The organism is Mycobacterium europaeum, from assembly GCF_002102155.1.
Classification (GTDB): domain Bacteria; phylum Actinomycetota; class Actinomycetes; order Mycobacteriales; family Mycobacteriaceae; genus Mycobacterium; species Mycobacterium europaeum.
On sequence record NZ_LQOU01000020.1, the window covers coordinates 83,777 to 109,426 of the forward strand.

Annotated in this window: 25 protein-coding genes, 1 pseudogene and 1 riboswitch; of the genes and pseudogenes, 13 read left to right on the plus strand and 13 right to left on the minus strand. The window is 68.5% G+C overall.

Annotated elements, in window-relative coordinates; translation table 11 throughout:
• The first annotated feature begins 88 nt into the window (after nt 1-88).
• From AWC03_RS10410 to metE, 4 genes and pseudogenes are all read left to right on the plus strand, one after another.
• Entirely contained in the window at nt 89-1,369 is a 1,281-nt protein-coding gene (locus AWC03_RS10410; protein ID WP_085240414.1) for a TetR/AcrR family transcriptional regulator, read from the plus strand.
• A gap of 77 nt (nt 1,370-1,446) precedes the next feature.
• Entirely contained in the window at nt 1,447-2,289 is an 843-nt protein-coding gene (locus AWC03_RS10415; protein ID WP_085240469.1) for an SDR family oxidoreductase, read from the plus strand.
• Nucleotides 2,288-2,443, plus strand: a pseudogene (locus tag AWC03_RS26865) (NAD-dependent dehydratase); the annotation flags it as partial. The gene AWC03_RS10415 and the pseudogene AWC03_RS26865, both read left to right, overlap by 2 nt.
• A 27-nt stretch (nt 2,444-2,470) precedes the next feature.
• Nucleotides 2,471-2,686: riboswitch (cobalamin riboswitch) on the plus strand.
• 146 nt (nt 2,687-2,832) lie between these two features.
• On the plus strand, nt 2,833-5,112 hold the full coding sequence (gene metE / locus AWC03_RS10420) for a 5-methyltetrahydropteroyltriglutamate--homocysteine S-methyltransferase (protein WP_085240415.1): 2,280 nt from the start codon (nt 2,833-2,835) through the stop codon (nt 5,110-5,112).
• A gap of 66 nt (nt 5,113-5,178) precedes the next feature.
• Here the strand turns inward: metE and AWC03_RS10425 are convergent, their stop codons facing one another.
• Together AWC03_RS10425 and prpD are read right to left on the minus strand one after the other, a co-directional pair.
• A complete protein-coding gene (locus AWC03_RS10425; protein ID WP_085240416.1) occupies nt 5,179-6,903 on the minus strand; it encodes a DUF3556 domain-containing protein in 1,725 nt (574 codons plus the stop codon).
• A gap of 240 nt (nt 6,904-7,143) precedes the next feature.
• A complete protein-coding gene (gene prpD / locus AWC03_RS10430) occupies nt 7,144-8,652 on the minus strand; it encodes a 2-methylcitrate dehydratase PrpD (protein ID WP_085240417.1) in 1,509 nt (502 codons plus the stop codon).
• Nucleotides 8,653-8,769: 117 nt separating this feature from the next.
• On the opposite strand from prpD, the gene AWC03_RS10435 reads away from it, so the two are divergent.
• Both AWC03_RS10435 and AWC03_RS10440 read left to right on the plus strand, forming a co-directional pair.
• The gene (locus AWC03_RS10435; RefSeq protein WP_085240418.1) at nt 8,770-10,134 is read left to right on the plus strand and encodes a flavin monoamine oxidase family protein; all 1,365 of its coding nucleotides are present in this window, start codon (nt 8,770-8,772) and stop codon (nt 10,132-10,134) included.
• Between the two features lie 92 nt (nt 10,135-10,226).
• Nucleotides 10,227-11,588: an HNH endonuclease signature motif containing protein gene (locus tag AWC03_RS10440; RefSeq protein WP_085240419.1), complete on the plus strand. Its 1,362-nt coding sequence runs from the start codon at nt 10,227-10,229 to the stop codon at nt 11,586-11,588.
• Here the strand turns inward: AWC03_RS10440 and AWC03_RS10445 are convergent, their stop codons facing one another.
• The gene (locus AWC03_RS10445) at nt 11,589-12,098 is read right to left on the minus strand and encodes a DoxX family protein (protein WP_085240420.1); all 510 of its coding nucleotides are present in this window, start codon (nt 12,096-12,098) and stop codon (nt 11,589-11,591) included. It lies immediately after the preceding gene.
• A gap of 140 nt (nt 12,099-12,238) precedes the next feature.
• Here AWC03_RS10445 and AWC03_RS10450 point away from each other — a divergent pair, with 140 nt between their 5' ends.
• Nucleotides 12,239-13,879, plus strand: a complete 1,641-nt coding sequence (locus AWC03_RS10450) for a pyruvate, phosphate dikinase (RefSeq protein WP_249025859.1) — start codon at nt 12,239-12,241, stop codon at nt 13,877-13,879.
• Nucleotides 13,876-14,490: a winged helix DNA-binding protein gene (locus AWC03_RS10455; RefSeq protein ID WP_085240422.1), complete on the plus strand. Its 615-nt coding sequence runs from the start codon at nt 13,876-13,878 to the stop codon at nt 14,488-14,490. Before AWC03_RS10450 ends, AWC03_RS10455 begins: the two co-directional genes overlap by 4 nt.
• Here the strand turns inward: AWC03_RS10455 and AWC03_RS10460 are convergent, their stop codons facing one another.
• The 3 genes from AWC03_RS10460 to AWC03_RS10470 all read right to left on the minus strand — a co-directional run bounded on the left by AWC03_RS10460 (nt 14,491) and on the right by AWC03_RS10470 (nt 17,223).
• The gene (locus AWC03_RS10460; protein ID WP_085240423.1) at nt 14,491-15,732 is read right to left on the minus strand and encodes a WS/DGAT domain-containing protein; all 1,242 of its coding nucleotides are present in this window, start codon (nt 15,730-15,732) and stop codon (nt 14,491-14,493) included. It lies immediately after the preceding gene.
• Nucleotides 15,733-16,638, minus strand: a complete 906-nt coding sequence (locus AWC03_RS10465) for an alpha/beta fold hydrolase (RefSeq protein WP_085240424.1) — start codon at nt 16,636-16,638, stop codon at nt 15,733-15,735. It lies immediately after the preceding gene.
• A 111-nt stretch (nt 16,639-16,749) separates the two neighbouring features.
• Nucleotides 16,750-17,223: a VOC family protein gene (locus AWC03_RS10470; RefSeq protein WP_085240425.1), complete on the minus strand. Its 474-nt coding sequence runs from the start codon at nt 17,221-17,223 to the stop codon at nt 16,750-16,752.
• Between the two features lie 133 nt (nt 17,224-17,356).
• On the opposite strand from AWC03_RS10470, the gene AWC03_RS10475 reads away from it, so the two are divergent.
• Entirely contained in the window at nt 17,357-18,220 is an 864-nt protein-coding gene (locus AWC03_RS10475; protein ID WP_085240426.1) for an alpha/beta fold hydrolase, read from the plus strand.
• 128 nt (nt 18,221-18,348) lie between these two features.
• On the opposite strand, the gene gnd is transcribed toward AWC03_RS10475, so the two are convergent.
• Together gnd and AWC03_RS10485 are read right to left on the minus strand one after the other, a co-directional pair.
• A complete protein-coding gene (gene gnd / locus AWC03_RS10480) occupies nt 18,349-19,371 on the minus strand; it encodes a phosphogluconate dehydrogenase (NAD(+)-dependent, decarboxylating) (RefSeq protein WP_085240427.1) in 1,023 nt (340 codons plus the stop codon).
• A gap of 15 nt (nt 19,372-19,386) precedes the next feature.
• Nucleotides 19,387-20,793, minus strand: coding sequence for a glucose-6-phosphate dehydrogenase (locus AWC03_RS10485; RefSeq protein WP_085240470.1), 1,407 nt, complete (start codon nt 20,791-20,793; stop codon nt 19,387-19,389).
• A 127-nt stretch (nt 20,794-20,920) separates the two neighbouring features.
• Here AWC03_RS10485 and AWC03_RS10490 point away from each other — a divergent pair, with 127 nt between their 5' ends.
• On the plus strand, nt 20,921-21,745 hold the full coding sequence (locus AWC03_RS10490) for an adenylate/guanylate cyclase domain-containing protein (protein ID WP_085240428.1): 825 nt from the start codon (nt 20,921-20,923) through the stop codon (nt 21,743-21,745).
• Here AWC03_RS10490 and AWC03_RS10495 read toward each other — a convergent pair.
• Nucleotides 21,697-21,906 (minus strand): hypothetical protein, encoded by a 210-nt coding sequence (locus AWC03_RS10495; RefSeq protein ID WP_085240429.1) that lies wholly within the window; start codon nt 21,904-21,906, stop codon nt 21,697-21,699. The genes AWC03_RS10490 and AWC03_RS10495 overlap by 49 nt on opposite strands.
• Before the next feature lie 33 nt (nt 21,907-21,939).
• Here AWC03_RS10495 and AWC03_RS26870 point away from each other — a divergent pair, with 33 nt between their 5' ends.
• Genes AWC03_RS26870 through AWC03_RS10505 form a run of 3 tightly spaced genes read left to right on the plus strand, consistent with a single transcriptional unit; the run spans nt 21,940 to nt 23,209 of the window.
• The gene (locus AWC03_RS26870) at nt 21,940-22,176 is read left to right on the plus strand and encodes a hypothetical protein (RefSeq protein WP_142278369.1); all 237 of its coding nucleotides are present in this window, start codon (nt 21,940-21,942) and stop codon (nt 22,174-22,176) included.
• Nucleotides 22,149-22,520 carry a carboxymuconolactone decarboxylase family protein gene (locus tag AWC03_RS10500; protein WP_085240430.1) on the plus strand — a complete coding sequence of 124 codons (372 nt, stop codon included), beginning with the start codon at nt 22,149-22,151 and terminating at the stop codon, nt 22,518-22,520. The genes AWC03_RS26870 and AWC03_RS10500 overlap by 28 nt, the downstream gene beginning before the upstream one ends.
• Nucleotides 22,520-23,209, plus strand: coding sequence for a guanylate cyclase (locus AWC03_RS10505; protein WP_085240431.1), 690 nt, complete (start codon nt 22,520-22,522; stop codon nt 23,207-23,209). Before AWC03_RS10500 ends, AWC03_RS10505 begins: the two co-directional genes overlap by 1 nt.
• Here AWC03_RS10505 and AWC03_RS10510 read toward each other — a convergent pair.
• From AWC03_RS10510 to AWC03_RS10525, 4 genes are all read right to left on the minus strand, one after another.
• A complete protein-coding gene (locus AWC03_RS10510) occupies nt 23,206-23,529 on the minus strand; it encodes a putative quinol monooxygenase (RefSeq protein ID WP_085240471.1) in 324 nt (107 codons plus the stop codon). The two genes, AWC03_RS10505 and AWC03_RS10510, sit on opposite strands and share 4 nt — an antisense overlap.
• A 316-nt stretch (nt 23,530-23,845) precedes the next feature.
• Complete coding sequence (locus AWC03_RS10515; RefSeq protein ID WP_085240432.1) at nt 23,846-24,421, minus strand: glycoside hydrolase; 576 nt, start codon at nt 24,419-24,421, stop codon at nt 23,846-23,848.
• A 328-nt stretch (nt 24,422-24,749) separates the two neighbouring features.
• The gene (locus tag AWC03_RS10520) at nt 24,750-25,148 is read right to left on the minus strand and encodes a VOC family protein (RefSeq protein ID WP_085240433.1); all 399 of its coding nucleotides are present in this window, start codon (nt 25,146-25,148) and stop codon (nt 24,750-24,752) included.
• A gap of 90 nt (nt 25,149-25,238) precedes the next feature.
• Entirely contained in the window at nt 25,239-25,622 is a 384-nt protein-coding gene (locus AWC03_RS10525; RefSeq protein ID WP_208859357.1) for an Mtp family mycobacterial-type pilin, read from the minus strand.
• Nucleotides 25,623-25,650: the final 28 nt, after the last annotated feature.

Below are 25,650 nucleotides of genomic sequence, written 5' to 3' on the forward strand. Positions count from 1 at the left end.
TAGCCTTCAACAAAGATTTGGTTCGTTGAGAGGGACGAATGCGAATGTATGCCGGTCCGCAGTCGTCCGGGCGTGCGCACCGCTGATCATGCCGAGAGCGGAGTCGTTGAAGCCAAGTCTCCCAGCCGATTTCGGTACCCGCCGGACGGAGATCCTCACCACGGCGGCCACGTTGATCGCACAGTCGGGATTGCGGACGTCGCTGCAGGAGATCGCGGACGCGGCCGGCATTCTTCCCGGTAGCCTCTATCACCACTTCGAGTCCAAAGAGGCGATCCTCATCGAGCTGATCCGCCGGTATCAGGACGACCTGGATCGTATCGGGCGTGCCGCGCAGGCCGAGCTGGACGAGCCGGACCCCCGCCCGGTCCCCGAGCGGATCGTCGAGCTGGGCTCGGCGATCGCGGACTGTGCCGTGCGGCATCGCGCCGCGCTGCAGATGTCGTTCTACGAGGGACCGAGCACCGACCCGGAATTGATGAAGCTGACGCAGCAGCGGCCCGTGGCGATCCAGGAGGCGATGCTGCAGACGCTGCGCGCGGGCCGGTGGAGCGGTTACATCAAACCCGACATCGATCTGCCCACGTTGGCCGACCGCATCTGCCAGACCATGCTGCAGGTCGGCCTCGATGTCATGCGCCACAAGTCGCCCCCCGACCAGGTCGCCGCGCTGCTTTGCCGAATCATGTTGCAAGGGTTGGCGACGCGGCCGCCCACCGACGCGGCGCTCGACAGGTCCGATGCCTTCACCGCGGCAAGGAGGGTCATCGACACCTGGTCGGACGACAGCGACGCCGACCCCAGCGACAAAGCGGCCCACGTGCGCGCGGTGGCGCGAACGGAATTCGGCCGCAAGGGCTACGAAGCCACCACCATCAGGGACATCGCGTCCGCAACCGGCCTCGGCACCGGAACCGTCTATCGGGTGATCGGCTCGAAGGATGAGCTTCTCGCGTCGATCATGGAATCGTTCGGCAGGAAGGTCGAGGCGGGCTGGGTCGGGGTGCTGCGCTCGAACGCCACACCCGTCGAGAAACTGGACGCGCTGAGCTGGGTGAACGTCAACGCGCTCGATCGGTTCTCCGACGAGTTCCGGATTCAGCTCGCCTGGATGCGTCAGTCGCCGCCGGACACTCCCAACCCCGGCTGGTTGTACGCCACCCGGCTCCGGCAGATGAAAACGCTTCTTGGCGAGGGCATCCGCTCGGGGGAGATCACCGTCGACGCCGCGTCCACCGCGATGCTGGCGCGGTGCGTCATCGGCTTGCAGTGGATACCGGAGAACATCCTGGCCGAGGTCGGCACACGCGCGGCGCTGGTGCACGTCCGCGACACGGTGCTGCGTGGCGTCGGGGTTCGCCCCAAGTAGGTATTGAACCAAAAAACTGTTACCCATACAGTTGGGCGATTAGAACCGCGTTAGCAGTGAACGAGAAGGGGATTTCCATGACTGTTGTCGATCGGTTGCGCTACGACGGCAAGCGGGCTCTCGTCGTCGGCGGCGCCACCGGCATGGGCGCGGCGGCGGCCGAGTCGGCGGCCGAACTCGGCGCCGAGGTGATCGTGATGGACTACGCGCCGGTGAACTACGACGTCGCCAAGGCCATTCAGGTGGACCTGCGCGACCCCGCATCGATCGACTCCGCGCTCGAGCAGCTGGACGGCCCGGTCCACGCCGTCTTCTCGGCCGCCGGCATCGCCGACGGGACCACCGATCTGATGGCGATCAACTTCATCGGCCACCGCCACCTGATCGACCGCCTGCTCGAGAAGAACCAGCTTCCCCCGGGCTCGGCGATCTGCTTCATCTCCTCGGTCGCCGGGATGGGCTGGGAGAACGACCTGGAGCTGCTGACGGAGTTCCTCGCCACGCCGGACTTCGCGTCCGCTCAGGAATGGGTCAAGGCGCACGAATCCGAAGGCATCATTCACTACGGCTTCTCCAAGAAGGTGGTCAACGCCTACGTCGCGACCCAGGGCTACCCGCTGCTGAAGAAGGGCATCCGGATCAACGCGATCTGCCCGGGACCCACCGACACCCCCCTCGCCCAGGCCAACGCCGACCTCTGGCTCACCTTCGCGCAGGACTACCGCGACGAGACGGGCTCGAAGGTGCACACCCCCGAACAAATGGGTGACGTCATGGCGTTCCTCAACAGCGCCGCCGCCTTCGGCATCAGCGGGATCACGCTGCTGGTGGACTACGGGCACACCATGGCGTCGCTCACCGGCGCGTACCCGCCCGGGAAGCCGATCATCGATCTGATCATGGGACGCGTGAAGCTCTAGCGGGTCGCGAGCGCCCGGCCGGGGCACCGGGGAAGTCTCCCGGGCCGACGTCGCGCTGGTGCTGGCCGCCGCGCTCGCGGACGATTCGACCGTCGGCCGAACGATCGACTTCAACAACGGTGAGACACCGATCGCCGAAGCGCTGGCGGGCTGATTCGGCCGGCCGGGGTAAGCTCCGCTACGCAGCTGGTCTGCCGTCGCCGCAAGGCAACGGCATCGAGCGAAGCACGTTAGTCATGCTTCGCGAGAGGGAACCCGGTGAGAGCCCGGGACTGTCCCGCAGCGGTATGCAGGAACGACCGCCGTCAACCAAGCACTGGTCGCAAGACCGGGAAGCGACGGCCAGTAGGAACACCGACAGGTGTGCGCCTGCGAGTCCGAAGACCTGCCAGCCGTGCCGGGCGCGCCGCGTCCGGCGGCTCATCGCCTCGTGGAATGGGCGTCTGGCTGAAGGCGTTGCGGTTGTGCACAGGGTGCACGCCGCGGCGGATCGGCTGCGCGTCCGCTGGCGGTGACCACCCCGCTGACCGATAGGACCGTACCGTGACCGTTCAACCATTCGCCGCCACCGTCATCGGCTCGCCACGCATCGGGCCCAAGCGCGAACTCAAGCGCGCCACCGAGGGCTACTGGGCCGGGCGAACCAGCCGGGCCGAGCTCGAGAAGGTCGCCGCCACCTTGCGCCGCGACATGTGGAAGGGGCTGGCCGATGCCGGCCTGGACTCGGTTCCGGTGAACACCTTCTCCTACTACGACCAGATGCTGGACACGGCGGTGATGCTCGGCGCCCTGCCGGCTCGCGCCGCACGGGTCGCCGACGATCTGGACCGCTACTTCGCCGCCGCGCGCGGCAACTCCGAGGTCGCACCGCTGGAGATGACCAAGTGGTTCGACACGAACTACCACTACCTGGTCCCGGAGATCGAGCCCGCGACCACGTTCTCACTCAACCCGGACAAGGTGCTGTCCGAGCTGAAAGAGGCTCTTGCGCAAGGAATTCCGGCCCGTCCGGTGGTCATCGGGCCGATCACGTTCCTGCTGCTGAGCAAGGGCGTCAAAGGCTCGGCCGCCCCCATCGAGCGGCTCGAGGAGCTGGTGGGAATCTACGCGGAGCTGTTGTCCCTGCTCGCCGACCCGTCCGTTGGGGGCGCGCGGTGGGTGCAGTTCGACGAGCCGGCGCTGGTCACCGACATCTCCCCCGACGCGCCCGCGCTGGCCGAAGCCGCGTACAACGCGCTGGGCAAGGTCGGCAACCGGCCGGCCATCTTCATCGCGACCTACTTCGGTGACCCCGGCGCCGCCCTGGCCGGGCTGGCCCGCACGCCGGTCGAGGCGATCGGCATCGACCTGGTTTACGGTGCCGGCACGGCGGTGGCGGGCATACCCGAGTTGTCCGGCAAGACCGTGGTGGCCGGCGTCGTCGACGGGCGCAACGTCTGGCGCACCGACCTGGAGTCGGCGCTGGGCAAACTGGCCGCCCTGCGGGATTCGGCGGCCACGGTGGCGGTTTCGACCTCGTGCTCGACGATGCACGTGCCCTACTCGCTGGAACCGGAAACCGGGCTCGACGACGCGCTGCGCAGCTGGCTGGCCTTCGGGCGGGAGAAGGTCGCCGAGGTGGTGACGCTCGCGCGCGCACTGCGCGACGGACGCGACGCCGTCGCCGGCGAGATCGCGGCGTCCAATGCCGTGGTGGCCTCGCGCAGGAGCGATCCGCGGCTGCACAACGACCGGGTACGCGCCCGCATCGACTCGATCGTCGCGTCGGGCACGCACCGGGGCGACGCGGCGGCGCGCCGCGCCAGCCAGGAGGAGCGGCTGCACCTGCCGCCGCTGCCGACGACCACCATCGGCTCCTACCCGCAGACCTCCGCGATCCGCAAGGCCCGCGCCGCGCTGCGGGCCGGCGAGATCGACCAGGCGGAGTACGAGAAGCGGATGCGCAAGGAGATCGCCGACGTCATCAAGCTGCAGGAGGAGCTCGGGCTCGACGTGCTGGTGCACGGTGAGCCGGAGCGCAACGACATGGTGCAGTACTTCGCCGAACAGCTGGAGGGCTTCTTCGCGACGCAGAACGGCTGGGTGCAGTCCTACGGCAGTCGCTGCGTGCGCCCGCCGATCCTGTACGGCGACGTCGTCCGCACGCAGCCGATGACCGTCGAGTGGATCAGCTATGCGCAGTCGTTGACCGACAAGCCGGTGAAGGGCATGCTGACCGGCCCGGTCACCATCCTGGCGTGGTCGTTCGTCCGCGACGACCAGCCGCTGGCCGACACCGCTAACCAGGTGGCGCTGGCCATCCGGGACGAGACCGTGGACCTGCAATCCGCCGGCATCGCGGTGATCCAGGTCGACGAGCCGGCGCTGCGGGAGTTGCTGCCGCTGCGCCGCGCCGACCAGGACGACTACTTGCGTTGGGCCGTAGGGTCTTTCCGGTTGGCCACCTCCGGCGTCGCGGACTCCACGCAGATCCACACCCATCTGTGCTATTCGGAGTTCGGCGAGGTGATCGGGGCCATCGCCGACCTGGACGCCGACGTGACGTCCATCGAGGCGGCACGCTCGCACATGGAGGTGCTCGACGACCTCAACGCGGCGGGCTTCTCCAACAGCGTCGGCCCGGGCGTCTACGACATCCACTCGCCGCGGGTGCCGGGCACGGGCGAGATGGCCGAGGCGTTGCGCGCGGCACTGAGAGCCGTTCCCCCGGAACGGCTCTGGGTCAACCCCGACTGCGGGCTGAAGACCCGCAACCCCGATGAGGTGACCGCGTCGTTGAAGAACATGGTCGCCGCGGCCCAGGAGGTCCGGGCGGGCGCCTGAGCCTGGCGAGCAGACGCAGAATCGCACGATCCGGGCCTCCGGAGTGCGATTCTGCGTCTGCTCGCGCTATTCGGACACCACCTCGACGGGCAGGTCGTCGGCCCACGGCTGCCGCGTCACCATGTCCGCGACCCGGACGATGCCGCGCTCGAACTCGCCCGTCGCCGCGTCGACCAGCCGGTAGGCCTGAGTCTGCTTGTGAATCGGCTGGGCGTCGAGCAGGACCACGCGCACCTCGCCCGGCTCGAAGTGGCAGCGTTCCTGCAGCGCGGCGATCAGCTGCTCGTTGTGCATGTGGCCGTCACCGAAATTCCAGCCGATGGCGGTGCTGCAGATGCGCTCACCGTCGATGAGGATGTAGTCGTCCTCGTTCTGGCCCGCCATCGCGCGGTGCGCCAGGGTGAACAGCGCGCGGCCATGAGTGTTGAACCCGCGGAACGCATATCCCATGTAGATCGGGATCTGGGCGGCCTCCGGGCTGCCGTAGAACCGCTCCAGCTGGGCCTGCGGCATGCTCGCGATCGCCACGATGCCCCGGGTGATCTTGTCGTTGCCCGAGGGCTTGATGCACCACAGCGTGGTGTCCCAGTTTCCGGCGTAGTACCGCATTCCGGGCAGGAACGAGATCTTGCGTGGAAACAGGTTGCCCAACACCACGATTCCCGCGACGACGACGAACAGGATCGCCACCGCCACGGGGTGTCTCAGGTCGCGTAGCCCCAGGCGGGCGTGCGCCACGAACAGCGCGAGCACGCCGTAGATCATGAAGACGTTCCACTCCAGCGGCACGCCCATGGGGATCGACACGAGGATCCCCAGGTGGAAGCAGACCATCACGATCGCGGCCACCGTGATGGGCCAGCCGCTGTGGCAGAAGAACAACGGCAGCGGCACCAGCATCTCGATGGCGGTGCTCACGTGCGCCAGCAATCGCGACAACCGCCCGGGCCGCAGATCGTCCGGGAAGTTCTCGAAGAACCGCCGCTTCAGCCAGCGGGGCCGCACCAGCGGGTTGTTCGACATCATCGTGGAGATCACGAACGGAAAGTGCTTGTTGAGCTTCGAGGTCGCGGCGCCCATCCAGATGATCAGGAACACCACCTTGGACCCGACGATCATGTCGGCGCCGCCGAACAGGAAGGTCACCGCCATGGTCGCGTAGACCTCGCCGCGGGCGGCCAGGAAAATCACTTTGTCGCGCAACCCGAGCACGCCCAGCAGCAGCAGGATCAGCACGACTTTCCAGCTCGGCAGCAACCCGACCGTCGTGCCCAGCTCGGGGATCGGCCCGGTGCCGTCGGCGAACAGCGCGCTCAGCGTCACCAGCAGGAACAGCGCGTACAGCGCGACGTCGATCGGCTTGCGCTTGGTGCCCCTGGTCAGGGGGACCCGGTCGGGCCACGGTGGCAGCCGGATGGTGCCGAACCGCATCCAGTACAGGATCGAGCCCATGGGCGGGAAGAACCGGTTGTTCAACGGCCCGAAGCCGCAACCCAGCCCGATCACCTCGAACAGCATCGTGTAGAGCACGACCTTCTCGAAGGCGATGGGTTCCGACCACCACGACGCGACGTTGGTGAAGCCGCCGAAGCCTCTGGTCGCCGAGGCGAACACCCAGGCGCCGAGGATGTAGAGCAGGATCTTGACGACGTAGAACAGGTGCAGCGCGACCGGCGTGCCGAAGCCCACTTCGGCCCAGTGCTTGGCCATCGGCCGGATCTTTTCGCTGCGGGTGCCCTTGTTCCACTCGGCCATGTCGAGCTGCGGCAGCTCAGGCTTGAGAAATCCCATGGTGGTCAGATTAGAACGTGTTCTAGGCGCGCGGCACGTAAGCGGGGCAAGAAACCTTTGCCACCGAGGAGGCACCACGATGACCGGCACCCGCGATCTGGTGTGGCGGTACGGCGGCCCGGGCTGAGCCGCGCGCACTCCCGAGTGTGAGGTGAGGGCTTTCGGTGTGCGCTCAGGACGAGAAATCCGCGCAGTTCCCGCCCTGGACACACACTCAAAGCCGTGAGCGCACACGCGTTTTCACTCACCAAAGATCCCGGGAGTGATCACCGGCGCCCGCTCGAGCGCCCGCGGATCGACCATGACATTGAGCGCGTCGAGGTCACCCGCGGGCAGATCCGCCAGCGCGTCCACCGTGGACAGAAACCTGTCCCGCTCCGCCGGTGCGACGAGGCCGCCGGCGAGCTCGGTGAACTTCTGCACGTACTGCGGCCTTCGGAACGGCCGCGCGCCCAACGGCTGGGCGTCCGCCACGGCCAGTTCGTCGACGATCACTTCGCCACTCTTCAGCGTGACCTCGGCGCGCGCCCCGAACGCCCGCTCCGCCGGGTCCGTCGCGTGGTAGCGCCGGGTCCACTCCGGGTCCTCGACCGTGCAGACCTTGCGCCACAGTTCGACGGTGTCGGGCCGGTGGGCCCGCTCCGGGGCGTAGGAGCGATCGTGATGCCAGCTGCCGTCCTGCAGCGCGACGGCGAAGATGTAGGGCAGCGAGTGGTCGAGCGTCTCCCGTGACGCGTCGGGGTCGAACTTCTGCGGATCCCCCGAGCCCGTTCCGATCACGACGTGGGTGTGGTGGCTGGTATGCAGCACTATCGTGGCCACCTCATCGAGGTCACCGATGCGTGCCCGCAGCCGCCGCGCCAGGTCGATGGGGGCCTGGCTCTGATACTCCGCCGAGTGCTCCTTGGTATAGCTGTCCAGGATGGCGCGCTTGGGCTCGCCGGGAGCGGGCAGCGGCACGCGGTATTCGCGTTCGGGTCCGCCCAGCAGCCAGGCGATCACGCCGTCCTCCCCTTCCCAGATGGGCGCCGGCGACCCCTCACCGCGCATCGCGCGGTCCACGGCCTCGATGGCGACCTTGCCGGCGTGCGCGGGGGCGAACGCCTTCCAGCTGGAGATCAGACCCTTGCGGGATTGGCGGGTGCTGGTGGTGAGGTGCAGCGCCTGCCCGATCGCCTGGTAGATGGTCTCGGTGTCCAGGCGCAGCATGGTTCCGATGCCCGCCGCCACCGACGGTCCCAGATGCGCGACGTGGTCGATCTTGTGCTCGTGCAGGCAGATTCCGCGGGACAGGTCGATCTGGATCTCGTAGGCGGTGGCCAGTCCGCGGAGCAGGTCGGCGCCGGGCAACCCCAGCTGCTGGGCGACCGCGACCAGCGGGGGGATATTGTCGCCGGGGTGGGAGTACTCGGCGGCCAAAAACGTGTCGTGGAAGTCGAGTTCGCGCACCGCGACGCTGTTGGCCCACGCCGCCCACTCGGCCGAATAGGTTCCCGCGACCCCGAAAACCCTTGCCCCGCGCGGCGCGGGATGGGCCAGCGCCTGCCGGCGCGCCACGGTGACCGGCCGGCGCAACACGGCGGCCGCACTGACCGCCGCGTTGTCGATGATCCGATTGGCCACCATCTCCGCGGTTTCCGGCTCGACCGCGACCGGGTCGGCGGCGACCGCCGCGATTTTCGCCGCCAGGTGTTCGGCGCGGGGAAAGTCGTCGGAGCTGCGCCGCGTCCGCACCGTATGCACCAACACAAACCCGCAGCCTATGGGCGGCGAGAACGCCTGCGGAAATCTCCGTGAACCCGCCGCCGCCGCGCCGGCCGAGGTGTAGTTTGCTGCTGGGGCGCTGCCCAGATTGAGGAGCCAGCCGTGTCAGAGGTCGATTATTGCGTGGTCGGAGCGGGATTCGCGGGCTTGACGGCCGCCCTGCGGTTGAAACAGGCGGGCCACTCGGTGGCCTTGCTGGAGGCGCGTGACAGGGTCGGTGGCCGCACCTTCACCGAGTACCTGCCCGACGGGACGTGGATCGATCGCGGCGGCGCGTGGATCGGGCCGGGACAGGACCGGATCTACGCGCTGATGGACGAGTTCGGCGTGTCCGAGTACAAGCAACACCACGACGGCGACGCGATGATGATCGTCGACGGCAAGAAGCACCGCTACGGCGGCACCATCCCCTGGACGATGAGCCCGTGGGCGGTCGCCAACCTCGGGGTCGGCCTGCTGTCGATCGAGAAGATGGCCAAATCCCTTCCGCGCGAGGCACCTTGGGACGCCAAGCAGGCCGACGAGTGGGATCGCATCAGCGTGGGCGAATGGATCGAGCAGAGCACCATGTCCAAGGCTGCCCGCGAGATGCTGGACATGGCGCTGGCCGGCACCTACACCTCGGCGGGATCGGAGACGTCGCTGCTGTGGTGCCTGGCGCAGATGGGCTCCGGCGGCGGCCCCACCTTCGTCATCTCCGGCAAGGGCGGCGCCCAGGATGCCCGCCCGGTCGGCGGGATGGGCGCCATCTACGGTCGCATCGTGGCCGAACTGGGCGAGTCCCTGCACCTTTCGCAGCCGGTGCGGCAGATCGCCCAGGACGCGGACGGCGTGACGGTCGGCGCGGCCGACCTGACCGTGCGCGCCCGGCGGGCCATCGTGGCGGTCCCGCTGGCGATCGCGTCTTCGATCGTCTACGAGCCGATGCTGCCGGTGGATCGGGCGCTGCTGCACCAGCGCATGCCGAGCGGGGCGGTCATCAAGACGTCGATCGTCTACGACGAGCCCTTCTGGCGCAGCGATGGGCTGTCCGGCCAGTCGGCCGCACCGGGAACCCCGGCCACGCTGACGATCGACGCCTGCACCGACACCGGAGAGCCCGGCATCATGTGCGTCATCACCGAAGGGCCCGCGGCGCGCCGGCTGACCAAGCTCAACGAAGCAGAGCGCAGGGCCACGCTCGTCGGCGAACTGGTCGACCGGTTCGGCGAGAAGGCCAGAACGCCGCGGGAGTACCACGAACAGAACTGGACGACCGAGCGTTACTCCGGCGGCGGGATGATCAGCCACGCCCCCACCGGCGTGCTCACCGAATTCGGATACACCCTGCGCGAGCCGTGTGGCCGCGTGCACTGGGCCGGGACGGAGAGCTCGGCCGTCATGTGCGGCTGGATCGACGGCGCCATCCGCTCCGGTGAGCGCGCCGCGATGGAAGTCCGGGAGGCCGAGACCGCCGCGGTGGTCTGATCGCGGTCGCCTAGCCAAATCACTTGAGCCACTTTTGTTTCAGCAGTCTCAGCGCAGCCCTTCTTGTCGGTGGGAAGTCATAATATTCGAACATGCGTTCGAGTGATCGTGAGCAGATCGCGCCCGACTATGCCGCGCTGCACGAGGTGGTCTCACGCATCGCCGAGCACTCCTACGATGCGCTGACCACCCCCGAGCGCTTCGCCTACCTCGAATCGCTCGAACGCGAGATGCGGCGACTGCCCGTGGCCGGCCACGCGTTGATCAACCAGATCGATTGCCAAGCCACGCCGGCAGAACTCGGCGGCAAGTTCGCGCACGTATTGGCCGACCGACTGCGCATCACCCGCGGCGAAGCCACTCGCCGGATCACCGACGCTCGCACGCTGGGCACGCGGCAGGCGCTGACCGGGGAGCCGCTGGCCCCGCGGTACGAGGCCACCGCGGCCGCCCAGCGCGCCGGGCTCGTCGGCGCATCGCACCTCGCGATCATCCACCGCTTCTTCGATGAGCTGCCCTGCTGGGTCGACGCCCCCACCCGGCAAGCCGCCGAGCTCGACCTGGCCCGCTGGGCCAGCGCTCATCGCCCAGAAAGTCTGCGCAAAGTGGCCGAGCGCATCACTTGCTACCTCAATCCCGACGGACAGTTCACCGACCAGGACCGTGCTCGGCGTCGCAGCCTGACCCTAGGGACCCAAGATTCCGATGGCATGTCGCGCCTCAGTGGCTGGCTGACCCCCGAAGCCCGCGCCACCTGGGAGGCGGTGTTGGCCAAGCTGGCCGCGCCCGGTATGTGCAACCCGGACGACGACACCCCGGTGGTCGACGGCGCACCGCCCGAAGATGCGGCGCAGCGCGACACCCGCACAGCATCTCAGCGGAACCACGACGGCCTCAACGCCGGCCTGCGCGCGATGCTTTGCAGCGGGAACCTCGGCCAGCACAACGGGCTGCCGGCGGCCATCGTCGTGACCACCACCCTCGCCGACCTGGAAGCCGCCGCGGGCAAGGGCTTGACCGGCGGGGGCACCATCTTGCCGATGTCCGACGTCATCCGCCTGGCCCGCCACGCTCACCACTATCTGGCCGTCTTCGACAAAGGCAAACCGGTGGCGCTGTATCACGGCAAGCGCCTGGCCTCACCCGGCCAGCGCATTGTGTTGTACGCCAAGGACCGCGGCTGCTCGGCACCGGGCTGTGACGTCGCCGGCTATTACTGCGAGGTCCACCACGTCGAAGACTGGGCCGACACGCACCGGACCGACATCGAGCAGCTCACCCTGACCTGCGGACCGCACCACCGGCTCCTCGAGCAGGGCTGGACCACCCGAAAAAGCGCCAACGGCGACACCGAATGGATCCCGCCGCCCCACCTGGACCGCGGGCAACGCCGCACCAACTCCTTCCACCACCCCGAAAAGCTGATGGCCGAGGAGGACGACGACGACCCCTAGCTAACCAGCCTGCTTAGCGGGCGGGCGGTAGAAGATCACCAGCTGGCCGATCGCACCGGCGAGGCCGAGCACGACCGAGATCAGCAGACCCCGCCAGCCGTCCATCCAGTTGTGCCCGAAGACCACGTAATCCAGGCTGAACTTTCCGGCGCCCAGGGTGGCCACTGCGATGGCGCTGACCGCCAGGACGAGGTTGTATTCCCAGCCTTCCTTGACGATGAAGAAGCCGTTGGCCCGGTGCACGGTCCAGGCCGCGACCAGCATCAACGATACGAATCCCGCGGCGGGGATCGGTGTGAGCAACCCCGCGGCCAGACCCAGCCCGGCGGCCATCTCGGTCGTGGCGGCCACCGTCGCGTGGAACTTCCCGGGCTTCATGCCGATGCTCTCGAACCAGCGCGCGGTGCCGGGGATGCGGCCGCCGCCGAAGAATTTGTTGTAGCCATGCGCGGCCAACGTCACGCCCAACACCAGCCGCAGGATCAGTAGTCCGACGTCGTAGGGAGTCATACCTGCAAACCTAGAGCATGGCACGGACGGCATAACAGGAGCGGCGCGCAGCTAACTGCACTGATTCATGTGGGAACATTGCGGGCGTTCCGACGTTGGCCGATCAGCAGCAGATCACGAGGGGGTGCACCACGGCGCGTATCGCACGAGGCAGCGGCGCCCCCCGTGACGCGTCTGGGGCCGCTTCTGACGGGCAATCCGTGGTGTTACTCGACGGCACAGCAAGTCACCCCCGGGAGTTGCTGGGCAACAAGGGCCACGGCATCGAGGTGATGCGCCGGCACGACCTGCCGGTGCCGCCCGCGTTCTGCATCACCACCGAGGTGGGCCTGCGCTACCTCGCCGATCCCCGGGCGGCGATGGACGCGATCTGGGACGACGTCCTCGACCGGATCGGCTGGCTGGAGGCACACACCTCGCGCACGTTCGGCCGCGGCCCGCGCCCCTTGCTGGTCAGCGTGCGCTCGGGGGCCACCCAATCGATGCCGGGCATGATGGACACGATCTTGGACCTCGGCATGAACGACGACGTCGAGCAGGCGCTGACCGCCGCCGGCGCCGCCGCGTTCGCGCGGGACACCCGCCGGCGGTTCGAGGGCATGTACCGGCGCATCGTCGGGATCGACGCGCGCCGGCCGGTGCCCGCCGACCCGTACACGCAGCTACGCGCCGGCATCGAGGCGGTGTTCGCCTCGTGGAACTCGCCGCGCGCGGTCGCCTACCGCGCCCATTCCGGCGGCGACGATCGCAGCGGCACCGCGGTCGTCGTCCAGGCGATGGTATTCGGCAATATCGGCCCCGATTCCGGTGCGGGGGTTCTCATTTCGCGTAACCCCATCACGGGCGACAACGCGCCGTTCGGCGAATGGCTGCCCGGCGGGCAGGGCGACGACGTGGTCTCGGGTTCGGTGGACGTGGAACCGATCACCGCGCTGCGCGACGAGCAGCCGGCCGTCTACGACGAGTTGATGGACGCCGCCCGCAGGTTGGAGCGACTCGGCTCCGACGTTCAAGAGATCGAGTTCACCGTCGAGCACGGCAAGCTGTGGCTGCTGCAGACACGCGACGCGGAGCGGTCGGCGCAGGCCGCGGTGCGACTGGCGCTACAGCTACGGCATGAGGGACTCATCGACGACGCCGAGACGTTGCGCCGGGTGACCCCCGCCCACGTGCGGACGCTGCTGCAGCCCGCCCTGCAGCCCGAAATACGTTTGGCCGCAAAGCTCTTGGCCAAGGGCTTACCGGCCTGCCCGGGGGTGGCGTCGGGCAAGGCATACACCGACGTCGACGAGGCGCTCGATGCGGCGGACCGCGGCGAGTCGGTGATCCTGGTCCGCGACCACACCAGGCCGGAGGACGTCTCCGGCATGCTGGCCGCCCAGGGCATCGTCACCGAAGTCGGCGGCGCCGCCAGCCACGCGGCGGTGGTCAGTCGCGAGCTCGGACGGGTGGCCGTGGTCGGGTGCGGCCACGGAGTCGCCGCGTCGCTGGCCGGCAAGTTGATCACCGTCGACGGCGCCGAAGGCGAAGTGCGCGCGGGCAATCTGAGCCTGTCCGCATGGTCGGAAAGCGACACGCCCGAACTGCGGGAGCTGGCCGACATCGCACGGCGGATCAGCCCGCTGCGCGCCCACACCTCCGGTGACCACCTGCGACTGGAAGACGCCACCGAGGCCACGGTGGCCTCCGCCATGAACGACGGGCACACCGACGTCGTCTCGGGCACCCCGCTGATCGTCATGCTGACCGCGCTGCGCCTGGCGAGCGGGACCACCTCATGACCGAATTAGCGGTGCTGCAGGCGGTTCGGCTGAAGGGCCGGGTGCGTCCCGCCGACCTGGCCGCGACCTTGGACGCCGAGCTCGCCCAGGTGACGGGCGTCGTCGAGGAGCTCACCGCGGCGGGCCTGCTGGCCGACGGCGCGACGCTGCGGATCACCGCCGCCGGTCGGGACCGCCTCGCGTCACTGCTCGACGAGGAACGCCGGGGCGCCGACCGGGCCGCGCTGGCGGCCGCCTACGCGGACTTTCGCTCCGTCAACGCCGATTTGAAATCGGTGGTCACGGATTGGCAGCTCAGGGGTGGCCCGCAGGGCGCCCCCAACCCGCACGACGACGCGGAGTACGACGCCGCGGTCCTGGCCCGGCTCGACGATGTGCACGCGCGGGTCCTGCCGATCGTCGATGCGGCCGCGGCCCAGCTGCCGCGGTTGGCCGGCTACGCAACGAAACTGGCTGCGGCGCTGGCGAAAGCGCACGACGGCGATACCGCCTGGCTGACCAGGCCGCTCATCGACTCCTACCACACCGTGTGGTTCGAGCTGCACGAGGAGCTGATCTCCGCCGTGGGCCTGACGCGGGAGGAAGCGGCCAGGTCCGGCGACGCGCATTAGTCACAGCGCCGCGTCCAGTAGCCTCACGTAGGCGTCGATGTCGGGAACGGCCGACTCGGCCGCATGCACGCTGATCGCGATGGTGTCGCCGACGCCGTGCACGCCGTGCGTCAGGCCCATCACCGGCGACAAGGCCGGGTAGCCGGCCGTCAGCACCACCCGGGCGCCTCCGAAGCCAAGGTCGGCCGCGCCGCGGTGCACGCTGGACACCACGGTGTTGCCGGAAACCTGCGTCGGCCGGGTGTCGGCGTCGAACTGGGCTATGCCCCAACGCAAGAGCGGCGCGGGCACGCCCGCGAATGCCCGGTCGGCGTAGCGCGTGGCCGGATGCGCGAAGCGACGCCGCCCATTGGCCAGCTCCGCCGCGATCCGCTCGGCGCGTGCGTCCGGTCCCAGCTTCGGGTACAGCCCGACCGCGATGTTGCCGAAGTGGTTATTCGCATACGCCACACCGGGTTTGGCCATGGGAACCTCGGCGCCCAGCGTATCGACGACGTCGCCGAGCAGGTCGGACAGCGCGGTGGAGACCGCGCTCAGCACGCCCACGGTGACCGTGGGACCGCGCAACTCCCCGCGGCGTCGCACCAGCGTGCGCACCGAGCGGACCGGCCCGGGACGCGCGTTGGTCGGCAGCAGGGGGCGGGTACCGGGCCCGGGGTTCAGGAGCCCGGCACGGGTGTCGCGCTGCAGCTTTCGGTGGGCGCGGGCCGCCTGGGCCGCTCGCCACGGCAAAAACCCGCTCCGCAGCCGTCGCACCGCGGGCACGGGAGCGGGCCGGCCGAACAGCCAGGCCGCCATCGCCGACGCCCGCGCCCCGTCGGCCAGCGCGTGTGCGACCTGCATGACCGCCACGCTGCCCGACCCGGTCACGCCGGGGATGCCCCGCACCGGGGTGAAGAAGTGCAGCCGCCAGGGTGCGCGGCGGGCGTCGAGCGGGTTGTCGGCGAGCGCGACGACGGCCGCCAGGCACCCGGCCCACGTCTGGTCGTCAAGGTCGTGGCGGATCACCCGCTCGGGCGTGACGGTCGCCGGCACCCACTGCGGGTAGGCCAACCATCCGCGCTCTCGCACCCGCGTCGTCAGCTCCGGGCAGGCGTTGGCCCGACGGCAGACCTGCTCGACGGCGGCTTCGTAGTCCGCCGGTTCGCCGTCGAATGCGTACAGCAGGAACTGGTCGCCGGGGATCTTGGCCGACATCCAATAGAACTGCGCATCGACGGCGGCCATCCGCTGCGCGGTCATTCAGCCGGGAGAGCCGATGAACCCGAGCATCAGGTCGGCGACCTTGTCGGGCTGTTCGAGCTGCAGGAAGTGCCCCGCGTGCTCGACGATGGCCACCTCGCTGCCCGGCGGCAACACCTTCTCCGCCCAGCGGGCGAAAGCCGGTGTCATGCAGCCGTCGTCACGGCCATGCAGGTACAGGCACGGCCACACGGGCTCCTGGGTCCAGAGCTCGTTGAGTTCGGCGTACTGCGCGGGCGGCCGGGTGTTGCGGATCGTGGCACGGTAGGGGCCCAGCGCCGCCCGCCAGCTCTCCGGTGTCCCGATCGCCGCGTCGACGTGGCGCAGGTCCTCGTCGGCGCGGTACCCCGGCGACCACCGCCGCCACAGCAGCGGCAACACCCAGGACGCGGAATGCTCCGGCAGCCAGGGCAATTGGAAGTACATGATGTACCAGCTGCGCAGCAATTGACGCGCCAGGTGGGCGGCCAGTCGCCCCCGCTCGGCGGCGCCGGCCTTGCGACGGAAGGACGCCGAGGGCGGCACCGACATGATCACCGCTTTGGTGAACGGGCTGTCGGGCATGGCGGCCAGTCCGGTGGTGGCGATCGCCCCCCAGTCGTGGCCGATCACGACGTCGCGGTCGGTGCCGCCCGCCGCCGAGCGCGCCCGCAGGGCGTCGTCCATCATCGCGCCGACGTGGTAACTGCCGTCGGCGGGAATCGACGACGGCGCGTACCCGCGCATGAAGGGCGCCACCACCCGCCATCCCGCCCCGACGAGCCGCGGAGCGATCTTGCGAAATCCGTAGGGGGTGTCGGGGAAGCCGTGCAGGCACAAGGCGATGGGGGCATCGCGTGGCCCCCAGGTGAGTGCCTTGAGGTCCCCAGCCGGGCTGGGCACGTCGATCCAGCCTGGTTCACCCATATTGACTCCCTGCTCGGCGCGTCCGCACGGACCAACCTAACGCGTACGGCCCCAAGACGCACCGACCGCATGCCACAAGCGGTCAGATTGCCGCTGCGGCAGGGAGTTTCGCTATACCCGCGCGGCGGCTTCGTCCAACTCGGCGATGACGATCTTTCGCATGCCATACATCGCCTGGGTGGCCGCCGCGGCGCGGGCCCGATCGGGGTCGCCGACGAGCTCGTAGAGCCGGTCCGGGATGATCTGCCAGCTCAGGCCGAACCGGTCTTTGCACCAGCCGCATTGCGACTCCTCGCCGCCGTCGGTCAACCGCTCCCAGTAGTAGTCGACCTCGTCCTGGTCCCTGCAGTGGATGGTGAAGGACACCGCTTCGTCGAACTGGAAGTGCGGGCCGCCGTTGATCCCGATGAACCGGGTCCCGTCCAGCACGAAACTGCCGGACAGCACCGTGCCCGGTTCGCCGGGTCCGGCCTCCGTGGTCCGGTTGAAGCCCTCGATGTGCGAGTTCGGGAAGATCGAGGTGTAGAACCTCGCCGCCTCCTCCAAGTCGTGGTCGAACCACAACGACGGGGTGATCGATGGCATGGGCCGCGGCCTCCTAATCGGCTCGGTTGATCGCGTTGGTGTTGTCACTGGATAGACCGCATCGGACGCCGAAACTCACCGCGCCGTCGACCCGCGGAAAGGTGCTTGGACGCCCTATGTAACGTCAGGTCGCATGAGCGCCGTCAGTAGCGTCCCTCGGACGGTTGAGTATTCCGGGGCCGGCGGGATCACCCTGGTTGCCGACGAATGGAATGGCGGGACCGGCGGCGCGGGCCGGCCCAGCGTCCTGATGCTGCACGGCGGCGGCCAGAACCGGCATTCCTGGAAGAACACCGGCCAAACCCTCGCCGACGAGGGCCTGCACGTCGTGGCGCTCGACAGCCGCGGCCACGGCGACAGCGATCGCGCGCCCAACGCCGACTACGACGTCGAGACCCTGACGGCCGACGTCCTGCAGGTGATCGCCGCGATCGGCAGGCCGGTGATGATCATCGGGGCGAGCATGGGCGGGTTGACCGGCATCCTCGCCGCCCACCGGGCGGGGCCGGCGGAGGTGACCCGACTGGTTCTCGTCGACGTGGTGCCCCGATTCGAGAAGGGCGGCAGCGCCCGCATCCGCGATTTCATGATCAGCGGGCTCGACGGTTTCGACTCGCTGGAGGAGGCCGCCGACGCGGTGGCCGCCTACCTCCCGTACCGGGACAAGCCGCGCAGCCCCGAGGGGCTGAAGAAGAACCTGCGCCTGCGCGACGGCCGCTGGTACTGGCACTGGGACCCGGCGTTCATGACCAAGCCCGGGGACGATCCGGAGCTGCGCACCGAGAAGTTCGAGCAGGCCGCCAAGCACCTGTCGATTCCCGTGCTGTTGATCCGCGGGAAGTTGTCCGACGTCGTCAGCCCCGAAGGTGTCCGGCATTTCCTGGCCAGCGTTCCGCGCGCGGAGTTCGTCGAACTGCCCAAAGCCGGGCACACCGCGGCCGGTGACGACAACGACGCGTTCAGCGACGCGGTGGTGAAGTTCGTCAAACGCCACTAGGTCGACGGTGGCGACCCGCTTCGCCCGGCTCGGCCGCGCTCGCGATCGCCACTGATCCCGACGGTGGCGACCCGCTTCGCCCGGCTCGGCCGCGCTCGCGATCGCCACTGATCCCGGTGGTGGCGACCCTAGTTCGCGGGCTTCTCGGCGTGCCCGCCGAACTGCTTGCGCATCGCCGAGAGCGCCTTGTTGGCGAAGTCGTCGAGGGAACGCGAGGCGAACCGGGACTGCAACGCGGTCGTCAGCACCGGTGACGGGACGCCCTCGTCGATCGCCGCGATGGCGGTCCAGCGGCCCTCCCCGGAGTCCGAGACCCGTCCGGAGAACTCCTTGAGGTCGGGCGAGTCGTGCAGCGCGATCGCGGTCAGATCCAGCAGCCACGAACCGATGACGCTGCCCCGCCGCCACACCTCGGCGACATCGGGGATGTCGAAGTCGTATTGATAGAACTCCGGATTCGACAGCGGCGCCGTTTCGGCGTCACCCTCCTGCACGTGCTTGCCGATGTCGGCGTTGCGCAGGATGTTGAGCCCCTCGGCGAGCGAGGCCATCATTCCGTACTCGATGCCGTTGTGCACCATCTTGACGAAGTGCCCGGCGCCCGATGGCCCGCAGTGCAGGTAGCCCTTCTCCGCTTGCCCGACCTCACCGTCGCGGCCCGGCGTGCGGGGGGCGGCGTCCACGCCAGGAGCGACGCTGGCGAAGATCGGCTCGGCGCGTTCGAAGGCCTCGTCGTGGCCGCCGATCATCAGGCAGTAGCCGCGTTCGCGGCCCCACACGCCGCCGCTGGTGCCGCAGTCGAGTAGATGGATTCCTTTGTCCGACAGGGTCTTTGCGTGGCTGATGTCGTCGCGGTAGTACGAGTTGCCGCCGTCGATGACGATGTCGCCGGGCTCCAGCGTCTTGGCCAGCTGCTCGATGACCCCCGTCGTGATGGTCCCGGCGGGCACCATCACCCAGACGACCCGGGGAGCGGTCAGCTTCTCGGCGAGCTCTTTCACCGACGACACTCCGGTGGTCCGCTCCTCCCCCGCCATCGCCTTGACCGCGTCGGGGTTGTGGTCGTAGACCACGCATTCGTGTCCGTCCTTGGCGACGCGGCGGACGATGTTGGCGCCCATCCGGCCGAGGCCGATCATCCCGAGCTGCATCTCTTCCTGTTCTCCTTACTGTGACGACGTCTGCTTGGGCAGCCACGGCTCCTGCCAACTGCGGTGACCGTGCAGCAGCGACTGCGCGGCCTCGGGCCCCCAGGAACCCGGATCGTAATGATGGATCCGGCCCGGCCGGTCCAGCACGGGCTGCACGATCCGCCACGTCTCCTCGATGGCGTCCTCCCGGGCGAACAGCTGACGGTCCCCGGTGAGCGCGGCGTACAGCAGCCGCTCGTAGGGCCGCACGGGCTCGCCGAGATCCTCGGCGAACGAGGAGTCCAGGTGGACGTCGTGCCAGTGGTCGCCGGCTTGGGCGGACATCTGCAGCCGCATCCCCGGATCGGGGTCGATGCGCAGCACGATCTGGTTGGGTTCGGGCGGCCGGCGGTTGGGCAGGAACGAGAACCCCGGAACGTGGTGGAGGAACATCCGGACCTCGGTGACCTTCTCCGGCAGTGCCTTGCCGGCGCGCAGGAAGATCGGCACGCCGGCCCAGCGCCAGTTGTCGATCTCGGTCCGCAGCGCGATATAGGTCTCGGTTTGCGAATCCCTGGCCACCCCGCCGACGTCGGTGTAGCCGCGGTACTGGCCCCGCACGCAGCGCTCAGGATCAAGCGCCGGCATCGCCCGGAACACCTCGGCCTTCTTGTCGTTCAGGTCATCGGCGCTGGGGCCGACGGGCGGCTCCATCGCGACCAGCGCGAGCACCTGCAGCAGATGGTTTTGCACGACGTCGCGCAGCGCGCCCACGGCGTCGTAGAACTTGCCGCGGTCCTCGATACCGAAATCCTCGGCCATGGTGATGTGGATTTCGGAGATGCTGTCGCGGTCCCACAGCTTGGCCAGGGCGTTGTTCGCGAAGCGCAGGTACTGCAGTTCCTCGACGGGCTGCTTGCCCAGGAAGTGGTCGACCCGCAGGATCTGGTCCTCGTCGAGCACCGCGCGCAACCGGGCGTTGAGGTCGCGCGCCGAGGCCAAGTCGTGGCCGAACGGCTTTTCCACGGCGACGCGTGCGCACTCCAAGAGGTCGGCCTTGGCGAGGTTTTCGACGATCGGCGCAAACAGCGACGGCGGCATCTCCAGGTAGTACAGCGGCCGGCAATCCGGGCCTATCTCCTTGGCGAGCCGGCCGTAGAGCTCGTCGTCGGTGACGTCGCCGTGCAGATACGACAGCCGGTCCGCGAGCCGGCCGAACACCGCGTCGTCGAACTTCTCGCCCGACGCCTTGATGGCCTCGCGGGCCCGATCGACCAGCTTCTCGAGGGGGATGTCGTCGCTGGCCACGCCGATGATCGGGACGTCCAGCAAGTCGCGCGCTTCGAGGCGGTACAGGGCGCGGTAGGTCATCTTGCGCGCGAGGTCGCCGGTGATGCCGAATATCACCAGCTTGTTCGAGGAATTCTCACCGCCATCGGCCAAGTCCGCACCTCCGAAAGTCATCCGTTTGGCTATAGAGACTCACTACCCGCGGCGGTCGGACCTAACACTAGACACCGCGCACAGGCCCGACAACCTCGAGCCGCCACGGCCTTGGCAGGATGCTTGCGTGGGTGATGCGCTGCATGTCACGGTCTACGTCCTGGCCGGCGTCGCCGCGATCGAGGCCGTCGCCCTCGCCGTGCTGGCGCGGCTGCTCGTGCGCAGCCGCCAGGAGATCGACGAATTGCGGCACCGGACCGACACCCGCAATCAGCTGCTGTCGGGCGGGCGCGAGGCCGTCAAGAGGGTGTGGAACACGGCAAACCTGCTGCGCAAGGAGGGCTTCGGCGCCGCCGTCCGCAGTTCGATCGAAGACCTCGCCGACTGGGCGGAGGTGGAGCGACCCGACCTGGCGCGCGTCACGCCCGACGGCCGGGTGGTGATCCTGTTCTCCGACATCGAGGAATCCACCGCCCTCAACGAACGCATCGGCGACCGGGCCTGGGTCAAGCTCATCGCGGCGCACGACAAACTCGTGTCCGACCTCGTGCAGCGGAGGTCCGGGCACGTGGTGAAGAGCCAGGGTGACGGCTTCATGATCGCCTTCGCCCGCGCCGACCAGGCGGTGCGGTGTGGCATCGACCTGCAGCGCGCGCTACACAAGAACGCAAAACGCAAGCGGCACGAAGAGATTCGGGTGCGAATCGGCATCCACATGGGCCGCTCGGTGCGCCGCGGAGACGATCTGTTCGGCCGCAACGTCGCGATGGCGGCGCGGGTGGCGGCGCAGGCCACGGGCGGCGAGATCCTGGTGAGTCAACCGGTGCGAGACGCCCTGTCCGACTGCGACGACATCCACTTCGACGGCGGGCGCGACGCCGAGCTCAAGGGCTTTTCGGGCAGCTACCGGTTGTTCGCGGTCGAGGCCCCGGCCGATCCCGATCGCGACTGAAAGCCGTCCTCGTCGTACTCGGCCAGCCGCTGATGCAGGCGGGACCGGACCTCGTCGGCCGTGTACGCGCGTCGTTTCCGTTCGTCGCGAACCACCAGCGCGCCCCCGGCGACGACACCGGCGACGCCGGCCAGCCCTAGCCACTTCCACACACTGCGCATGCCCACAGAGTATTCGCGCTGTGGTTAACTGGTGTGCTCTTGCCGCTGTGGAAAACCTGCTCGAACGGGCGCGAACGCATGCAGACCCCTCGCGACGAAGTCGCAGTCATCACCGTGGCGGCCGATGACATCGGCCGCGTGATCGGGTACGCGCTTGCCTCCCAGCAACTTTCGCATCGCCCCCCCGTGGGCGGGAGTCGCCTGCCGGATCCCCTGCGGGCCCCGATTGAAAGGCAGACCGAATGGCTGACCCTCGCACCGAAGGCCTGAACGTGTTCCGGGACATGCTGCCCGGCCTGGTCCCGGACGACGCCACCACACTGCGCGACGGCGGCATCGCCGACGAACTCATCGACTTGGGCGTCGACCACGTCTTCGGGGCCCTGTGGGCCCGGCCCGGGCTCGATCGGCGCTCGCGCAGCCTGGCGACGATCGGCGCCCTGATCGCCCTGCGCGCCACCGACGAGTTGAAATCCCACTTCCGGATCGCGCTGCGCAACGGGCTGAGCATCACCGAGATCGAAGAGGTGATCTACCACATGGCCGGCTACGCCGGCTATCCCGCCGCCAACGCGGCGCAGAAAGCCGCACGAGAAGCACTTGCCGATTCGTAATGCTGACCCTCCATCAAGCGTTGAACGAAACGCGCACGGGCGACCTCTGGCTGTTTCGCGGCCGCTCGCGGCCCGACCGCGCGATTCAGACGTTGACGAACGCACCGGTGAATCACGTGGGCATGACGGTGGCCATCGACGACCTGCCGCCGCTGATCTGGCACGCCGAACTGGGCGACAAGCTCGTCGACATGTGGACCGGGACCAACCACCGCGGCGTGCAGCTCAACGATCTGCACCAGGCCGTCCTGCAGTGGACGCAGCGCTACGACCAACGGTGTTGGCTACGTCAGCTGACGCCCAATCCGACCCGCGAGCAGGAGAACAGGCTGCTGCGGGTGATCGCACGGATGGACGGCACCGCGTTTCCCACCACCGCTCGGTTGACGGGACGCTGGTTCCGCGGCCGGCTCCCGACCATCAATGACTGGGTGCGGGGAATTCCCGTGGTGGACAAGAAGGTTCGTGAACAGACCCGACGCCGGCGTGAGGAGCGCAAGATGAGCCTTTCGACGGCCTATTGCGCGGAGACGGTGGCCATCACCTATGAGGAGATGGGGTTGCTCGACACGGACAAGGACGCGTACTGGTTCGATCCGGGCAAGTTCTGGAGCGGTGACACGCTTCCGCTGGCCCAGGGGTATCAGCTGGGCCACGAAATCGCGGTCACGGTAAGCGAAGTCGGTTAGTCGACCGACATCTCCCCCATCTCCGACCAGCCGGACGCGTCGATCGTCTGGTTGATGATCTTGGGGGTCGACTTCAGGGCCTGCGGGAGTTCCCGCATTGCCCGCTTGAAGTGATCGCTGTTGACGTGGGTGCCGCCCGCCTCCGCATCGCGGAACGCCTCCACCAAGACATACTCCGCCGGATTGTCGAGGCTGCGCGACCACTCGAACCACAGGTTGCCGTCCTCGGCGCGGGTGGCGGCCGTGAACGAGGCGACGAGTTCTGGCCAGCGCTCCGTCCACTCGGGCTTGGTCTCGAACTTGACGACGATGAAGATCATTGCCGGTTCGCTCCTGAAGGTTGGGCCCGCACCATCCCCGGCGAGCAGCGCCAGCATATCCGCCAACCCACCGACCCGGGACGCGGCCTGAGCTCCAGCAAAGTGTGCCCCGGATATCTTGTTCGACATCCGGGGCACACTTTCGCCTCGCTTCCGCGCGGATCGGAACCCGCTCACTCAGGGCGCGAAGTGGCCTACCTCACAAACCCCGCGCGGACCGTGCTATTTCACCTGGTGGCAGACACCGCGCTATTCGCGTGTCCTATACGCGTCAAATAGCGGCGCAATAGATTGAGGCCTCCGCGAATTCTTTTTGTTAGGGATTCGCAATTCCAGGATCGCCGGGCGGCGGCAATTCTGGCGCCGGCGGGGCCGGCGGCGCGGGCGGGGCGGGGGCCGTGGCGTCGACCAGCACGGGCTGCGCGTCCGGGGCCGGCGGCAGGGCGTCCGGGGCCGGCGGCGGCGCGTCCGGCGGTGGGGGCGGCGCGTCCGGCGGCGGGGGAAGCGCACCCTCGCCATCCGGTGGCATCGGCAGGAACATGTGGTGCGTGAAGCCGGCCTGGTAGGCGCCCGCGCCGCCGACGTGCACACCACCGCGCTCACCACTGGACACCGGCGTCCCGTCGGGCAGCGTCGCGGCGGTGTGGCCGCCGTTCCACCCGATCACGAGCGCATTGGGGGCGGTTCCGTATTGAAACCCGCGCGCCAACAAGGCCGCCTCTTCATTTCCGGTGTTGAACCGGTTGCCGAAAACCGGCCTGTCGGACGCCGCATTGGCAACCCACGAAACGAGGCCCGAACAATCCGTCCCGGCGGGAGAATCTCCACCCGGAATATAGGGCGTCCCGGAGACCTGATTGATCAATGAGATCAATGTTGTAAGAACTACCATGGGCGGCGACGCTAGCAATAGCGGTTATTGTCCGCAAAAATTTGTGGCGCACGTCATTCGCAAGCCGGATAATGGCCTTCGCCGCATTCTCAGCAAATGCACCGGAGCGATAGCTCCGGCCACCAGCAAACGTCTAGCCGGCTCAGTTGCAGTCGAGGCCGCGCTCGGTTTCCGCTGTTTCCCGGTCGATGCTGCGGCCACGACTCACTTGGGCGCCGCCACGGCCCGCCGCGCGAGTGCCCACCTGCGCTTCAGCGCCAGGGGCGTAACCCGGCAGAGGTTGTCTTGCCCCTACGCCACGGTGTTACCGGGATCCGTTGCCAGAACGTCACATTCCGAACTTGGCGCGGGCCTCCGCGGTGACGGGTGTGAACAGGTTGACGAGGTTGCCATCCGGATCCCGCAGCAGCAGCGCGCGATTGCCCCACGGCATGGTGGTCGGCGTTGTCACGACCTCCGGCACGCGCTCGTGCAACCGCTCGTATTGCGCGTCGACGTCGTCGACCAAGAACTCCACGATCACGCTGCGATTGGCAGCGGGTTCGGCGGATCCGGCCGCGAACAGGGGCACCGTCTTGTCGCTGCCGATCGCCAGCGTGCCCACCGGCGTCGGAATCTCGGCGAAAAGTTCGTTGCCCCATACCGCGGGAACCTCGGTGACCGTCTCATAGAAATCGACGAGCCGGTTGACGTCGGCGGTGATGATGCGGGTGGAAACGAAGTTCATGGCGCCCTCCTGACTACCGTGGCGTGCACGCTCGTGCGACGAGGGCATGCTACGGAGCCCCTCCGACAAGAAGGTGCCAGTCGAGCCGGTCTAGACCGGAGTCCAGATCCCGTGGTTCCAGAATCCCCAGTTGCCGGGGCCGGTCGGGTTCCACATCAGCTGGGCCCCGGGGGCCCAGGCCGGTGGAGGCGGTGCCGGCGGCGCCCACGCCGGCGGGGGTCCCCACGGGCCCGCGCCCGCCGGGAAACTCTGCCCCGCGTGACCCTGCCAGTCGTGGCACTGATTCCAGTCCCAGTTGTAGACCGTGCCCCAGCTCGGGTCCCACGCACTGCCCGGACACCAATGGGAGGTGGGCGCCGGCACCGCGTGGGCGACTCCCCCCGTCAGCCCGAAGGCGGACAACGCCACTCCGCAACCCGCCAGGATCCCGGCGGACCGCCGTACCCACGGTTTCCTGTGTTCGACCGTCGCCATCTGTCCAGCATGGTCGAGTGATGATCCG

What these genes read in the sequence shown, in the direction of transcription:
- AWC03_RS10500 (WP_085240430.1), top strand. Translation starts at nt 22,149, where the DNA reads ATGGCTGACCCTCGCACCGAAGGCCTGAACGTGTTCCGGGACATGCTG.
- AWC03_RS10410 (WP_085240414.1), top strand. Translation starts at nt 89, where the DNA reads ATGCCGAGAGCGGAGTCGTTGAAGCCAAGTCTCCCAGCCGATTTCGGT.
- AWC03_RS10495 (WP_085240429.1), bottom strand. Translation starts at nt 21,906, where the DNA reads ATGCGCAGTGTGTGGAAGTGGCTAGGGCTGGCCGGCGTCGCCGGTGTC.
- AWC03_RS10520 (WP_085240433.1), bottom strand. Translation starts at nt 25,148, where the DNA reads ATGAACTTCGTTTCCACCCGCATCATCACCGCCGACGTCAACCGGCTC.
- AWC03_RS10445 (WP_085240420.1), bottom strand. Translation starts at nt 12,098, where the DNA reads ATGACTCCCTACGACGTCGGACTACTGATCCTGCGGCTGGTGTTGGGC.
- AWC03_RS10440 (WP_085240419.1), top strand. Translation starts at nt 10,227, where the DNA reads ATGCGTTCGAGTGATCGTGAGCAGATCGCGCCCGACTATGCCGCGCTG.
- AWC03_RS10460 (WP_085240423.1), bottom strand. Translation starts at nt 15,732, where the DNA reads ATGACCGCGCAGCGGATGGCCGCCGTCGATGCGCAGTTCTATTGGATG.
- AWC03_RS10515 (WP_085240432.1), bottom strand. Translation starts at nt 24,421, where the DNA reads ATGGTAGTTCTTACAACATTGATCTCATTGATCAATCAGGTCTCCGGG.
- AWC03_RS10470 (WP_085240425.1), bottom strand. Translation starts at nt 17,223, where the DNA reads ATGCCATCGATCACCCCGTCGTTGTGGTTCGACCACGACTTGGAGGAG.
- AWC03_RS10455 (WP_085240422.1), top strand. Translation starts at nt 13,876, where the DNA reads ATGACCGAATTAGCGGTGCTGCAGGCGGTTCGGCTGAAGGGCCGGGTG.
- AWC03_RS10510 (WP_085240471.1), bottom strand. Translation starts at nt 23,529, where the DNA reads ATGATCTTCATCGTCGTCAAGTTCGAGACCAAGCCCGAGTGGACGGAG.
- AWC03_RS10415 (WP_085240469.1), top strand. Translation starts at nt 1,447, where the DNA reads ATGACTGTTGTCGATCGGTTGCGCTACGACGGCAAGCGGGCTCTCGTC.
- AWC03_RS10505 (WP_085240431.1), top strand. Translation starts at nt 22,520, where the DNA reads ATGCTGACCCTCCATCAAGCGTTGAACGAAACGCGCACGGGCGACCTC.
- AWC03_RS10475 (WP_085240426.1), top strand. Translation starts at nt 17,357, where the DNA reads ATGAGCGCCGTCAGTAGCGTCCCTCGGACGGTTGAGTATTCCGGGGCC.
- AWC03_RS10465 (WP_085240424.1), bottom strand. Translation starts at nt 16,638, where the DNA reads ATGGGTGAACCAGGCTGGATCGACGTGCCCAGCCCGGCTGGGGACCTC.
- AWC03_RS10525 (WP_208859357.1), bottom strand. Translation starts at nt 25,622, where the DNA reads ATGGCGACGGTCGAACACAGGAAACCGTGGGTACGGCGGTCCGCCGGG.
- gnd (WP_085240427.1), bottom strand. Translation starts at nt 19,371, where the DNA reads ATGCAGCTCGGGATGATCGGCCTCGGCCGGATGGGCGCCAACATCGTC.
- AWC03_RS10425 (WP_085240416.1), bottom strand. Translation starts at nt 6,903, where the DNA reads ATGGGATTTCTCAAGCCTGAGCTGCCGCAGCTCGACATGGCCGAGTGG.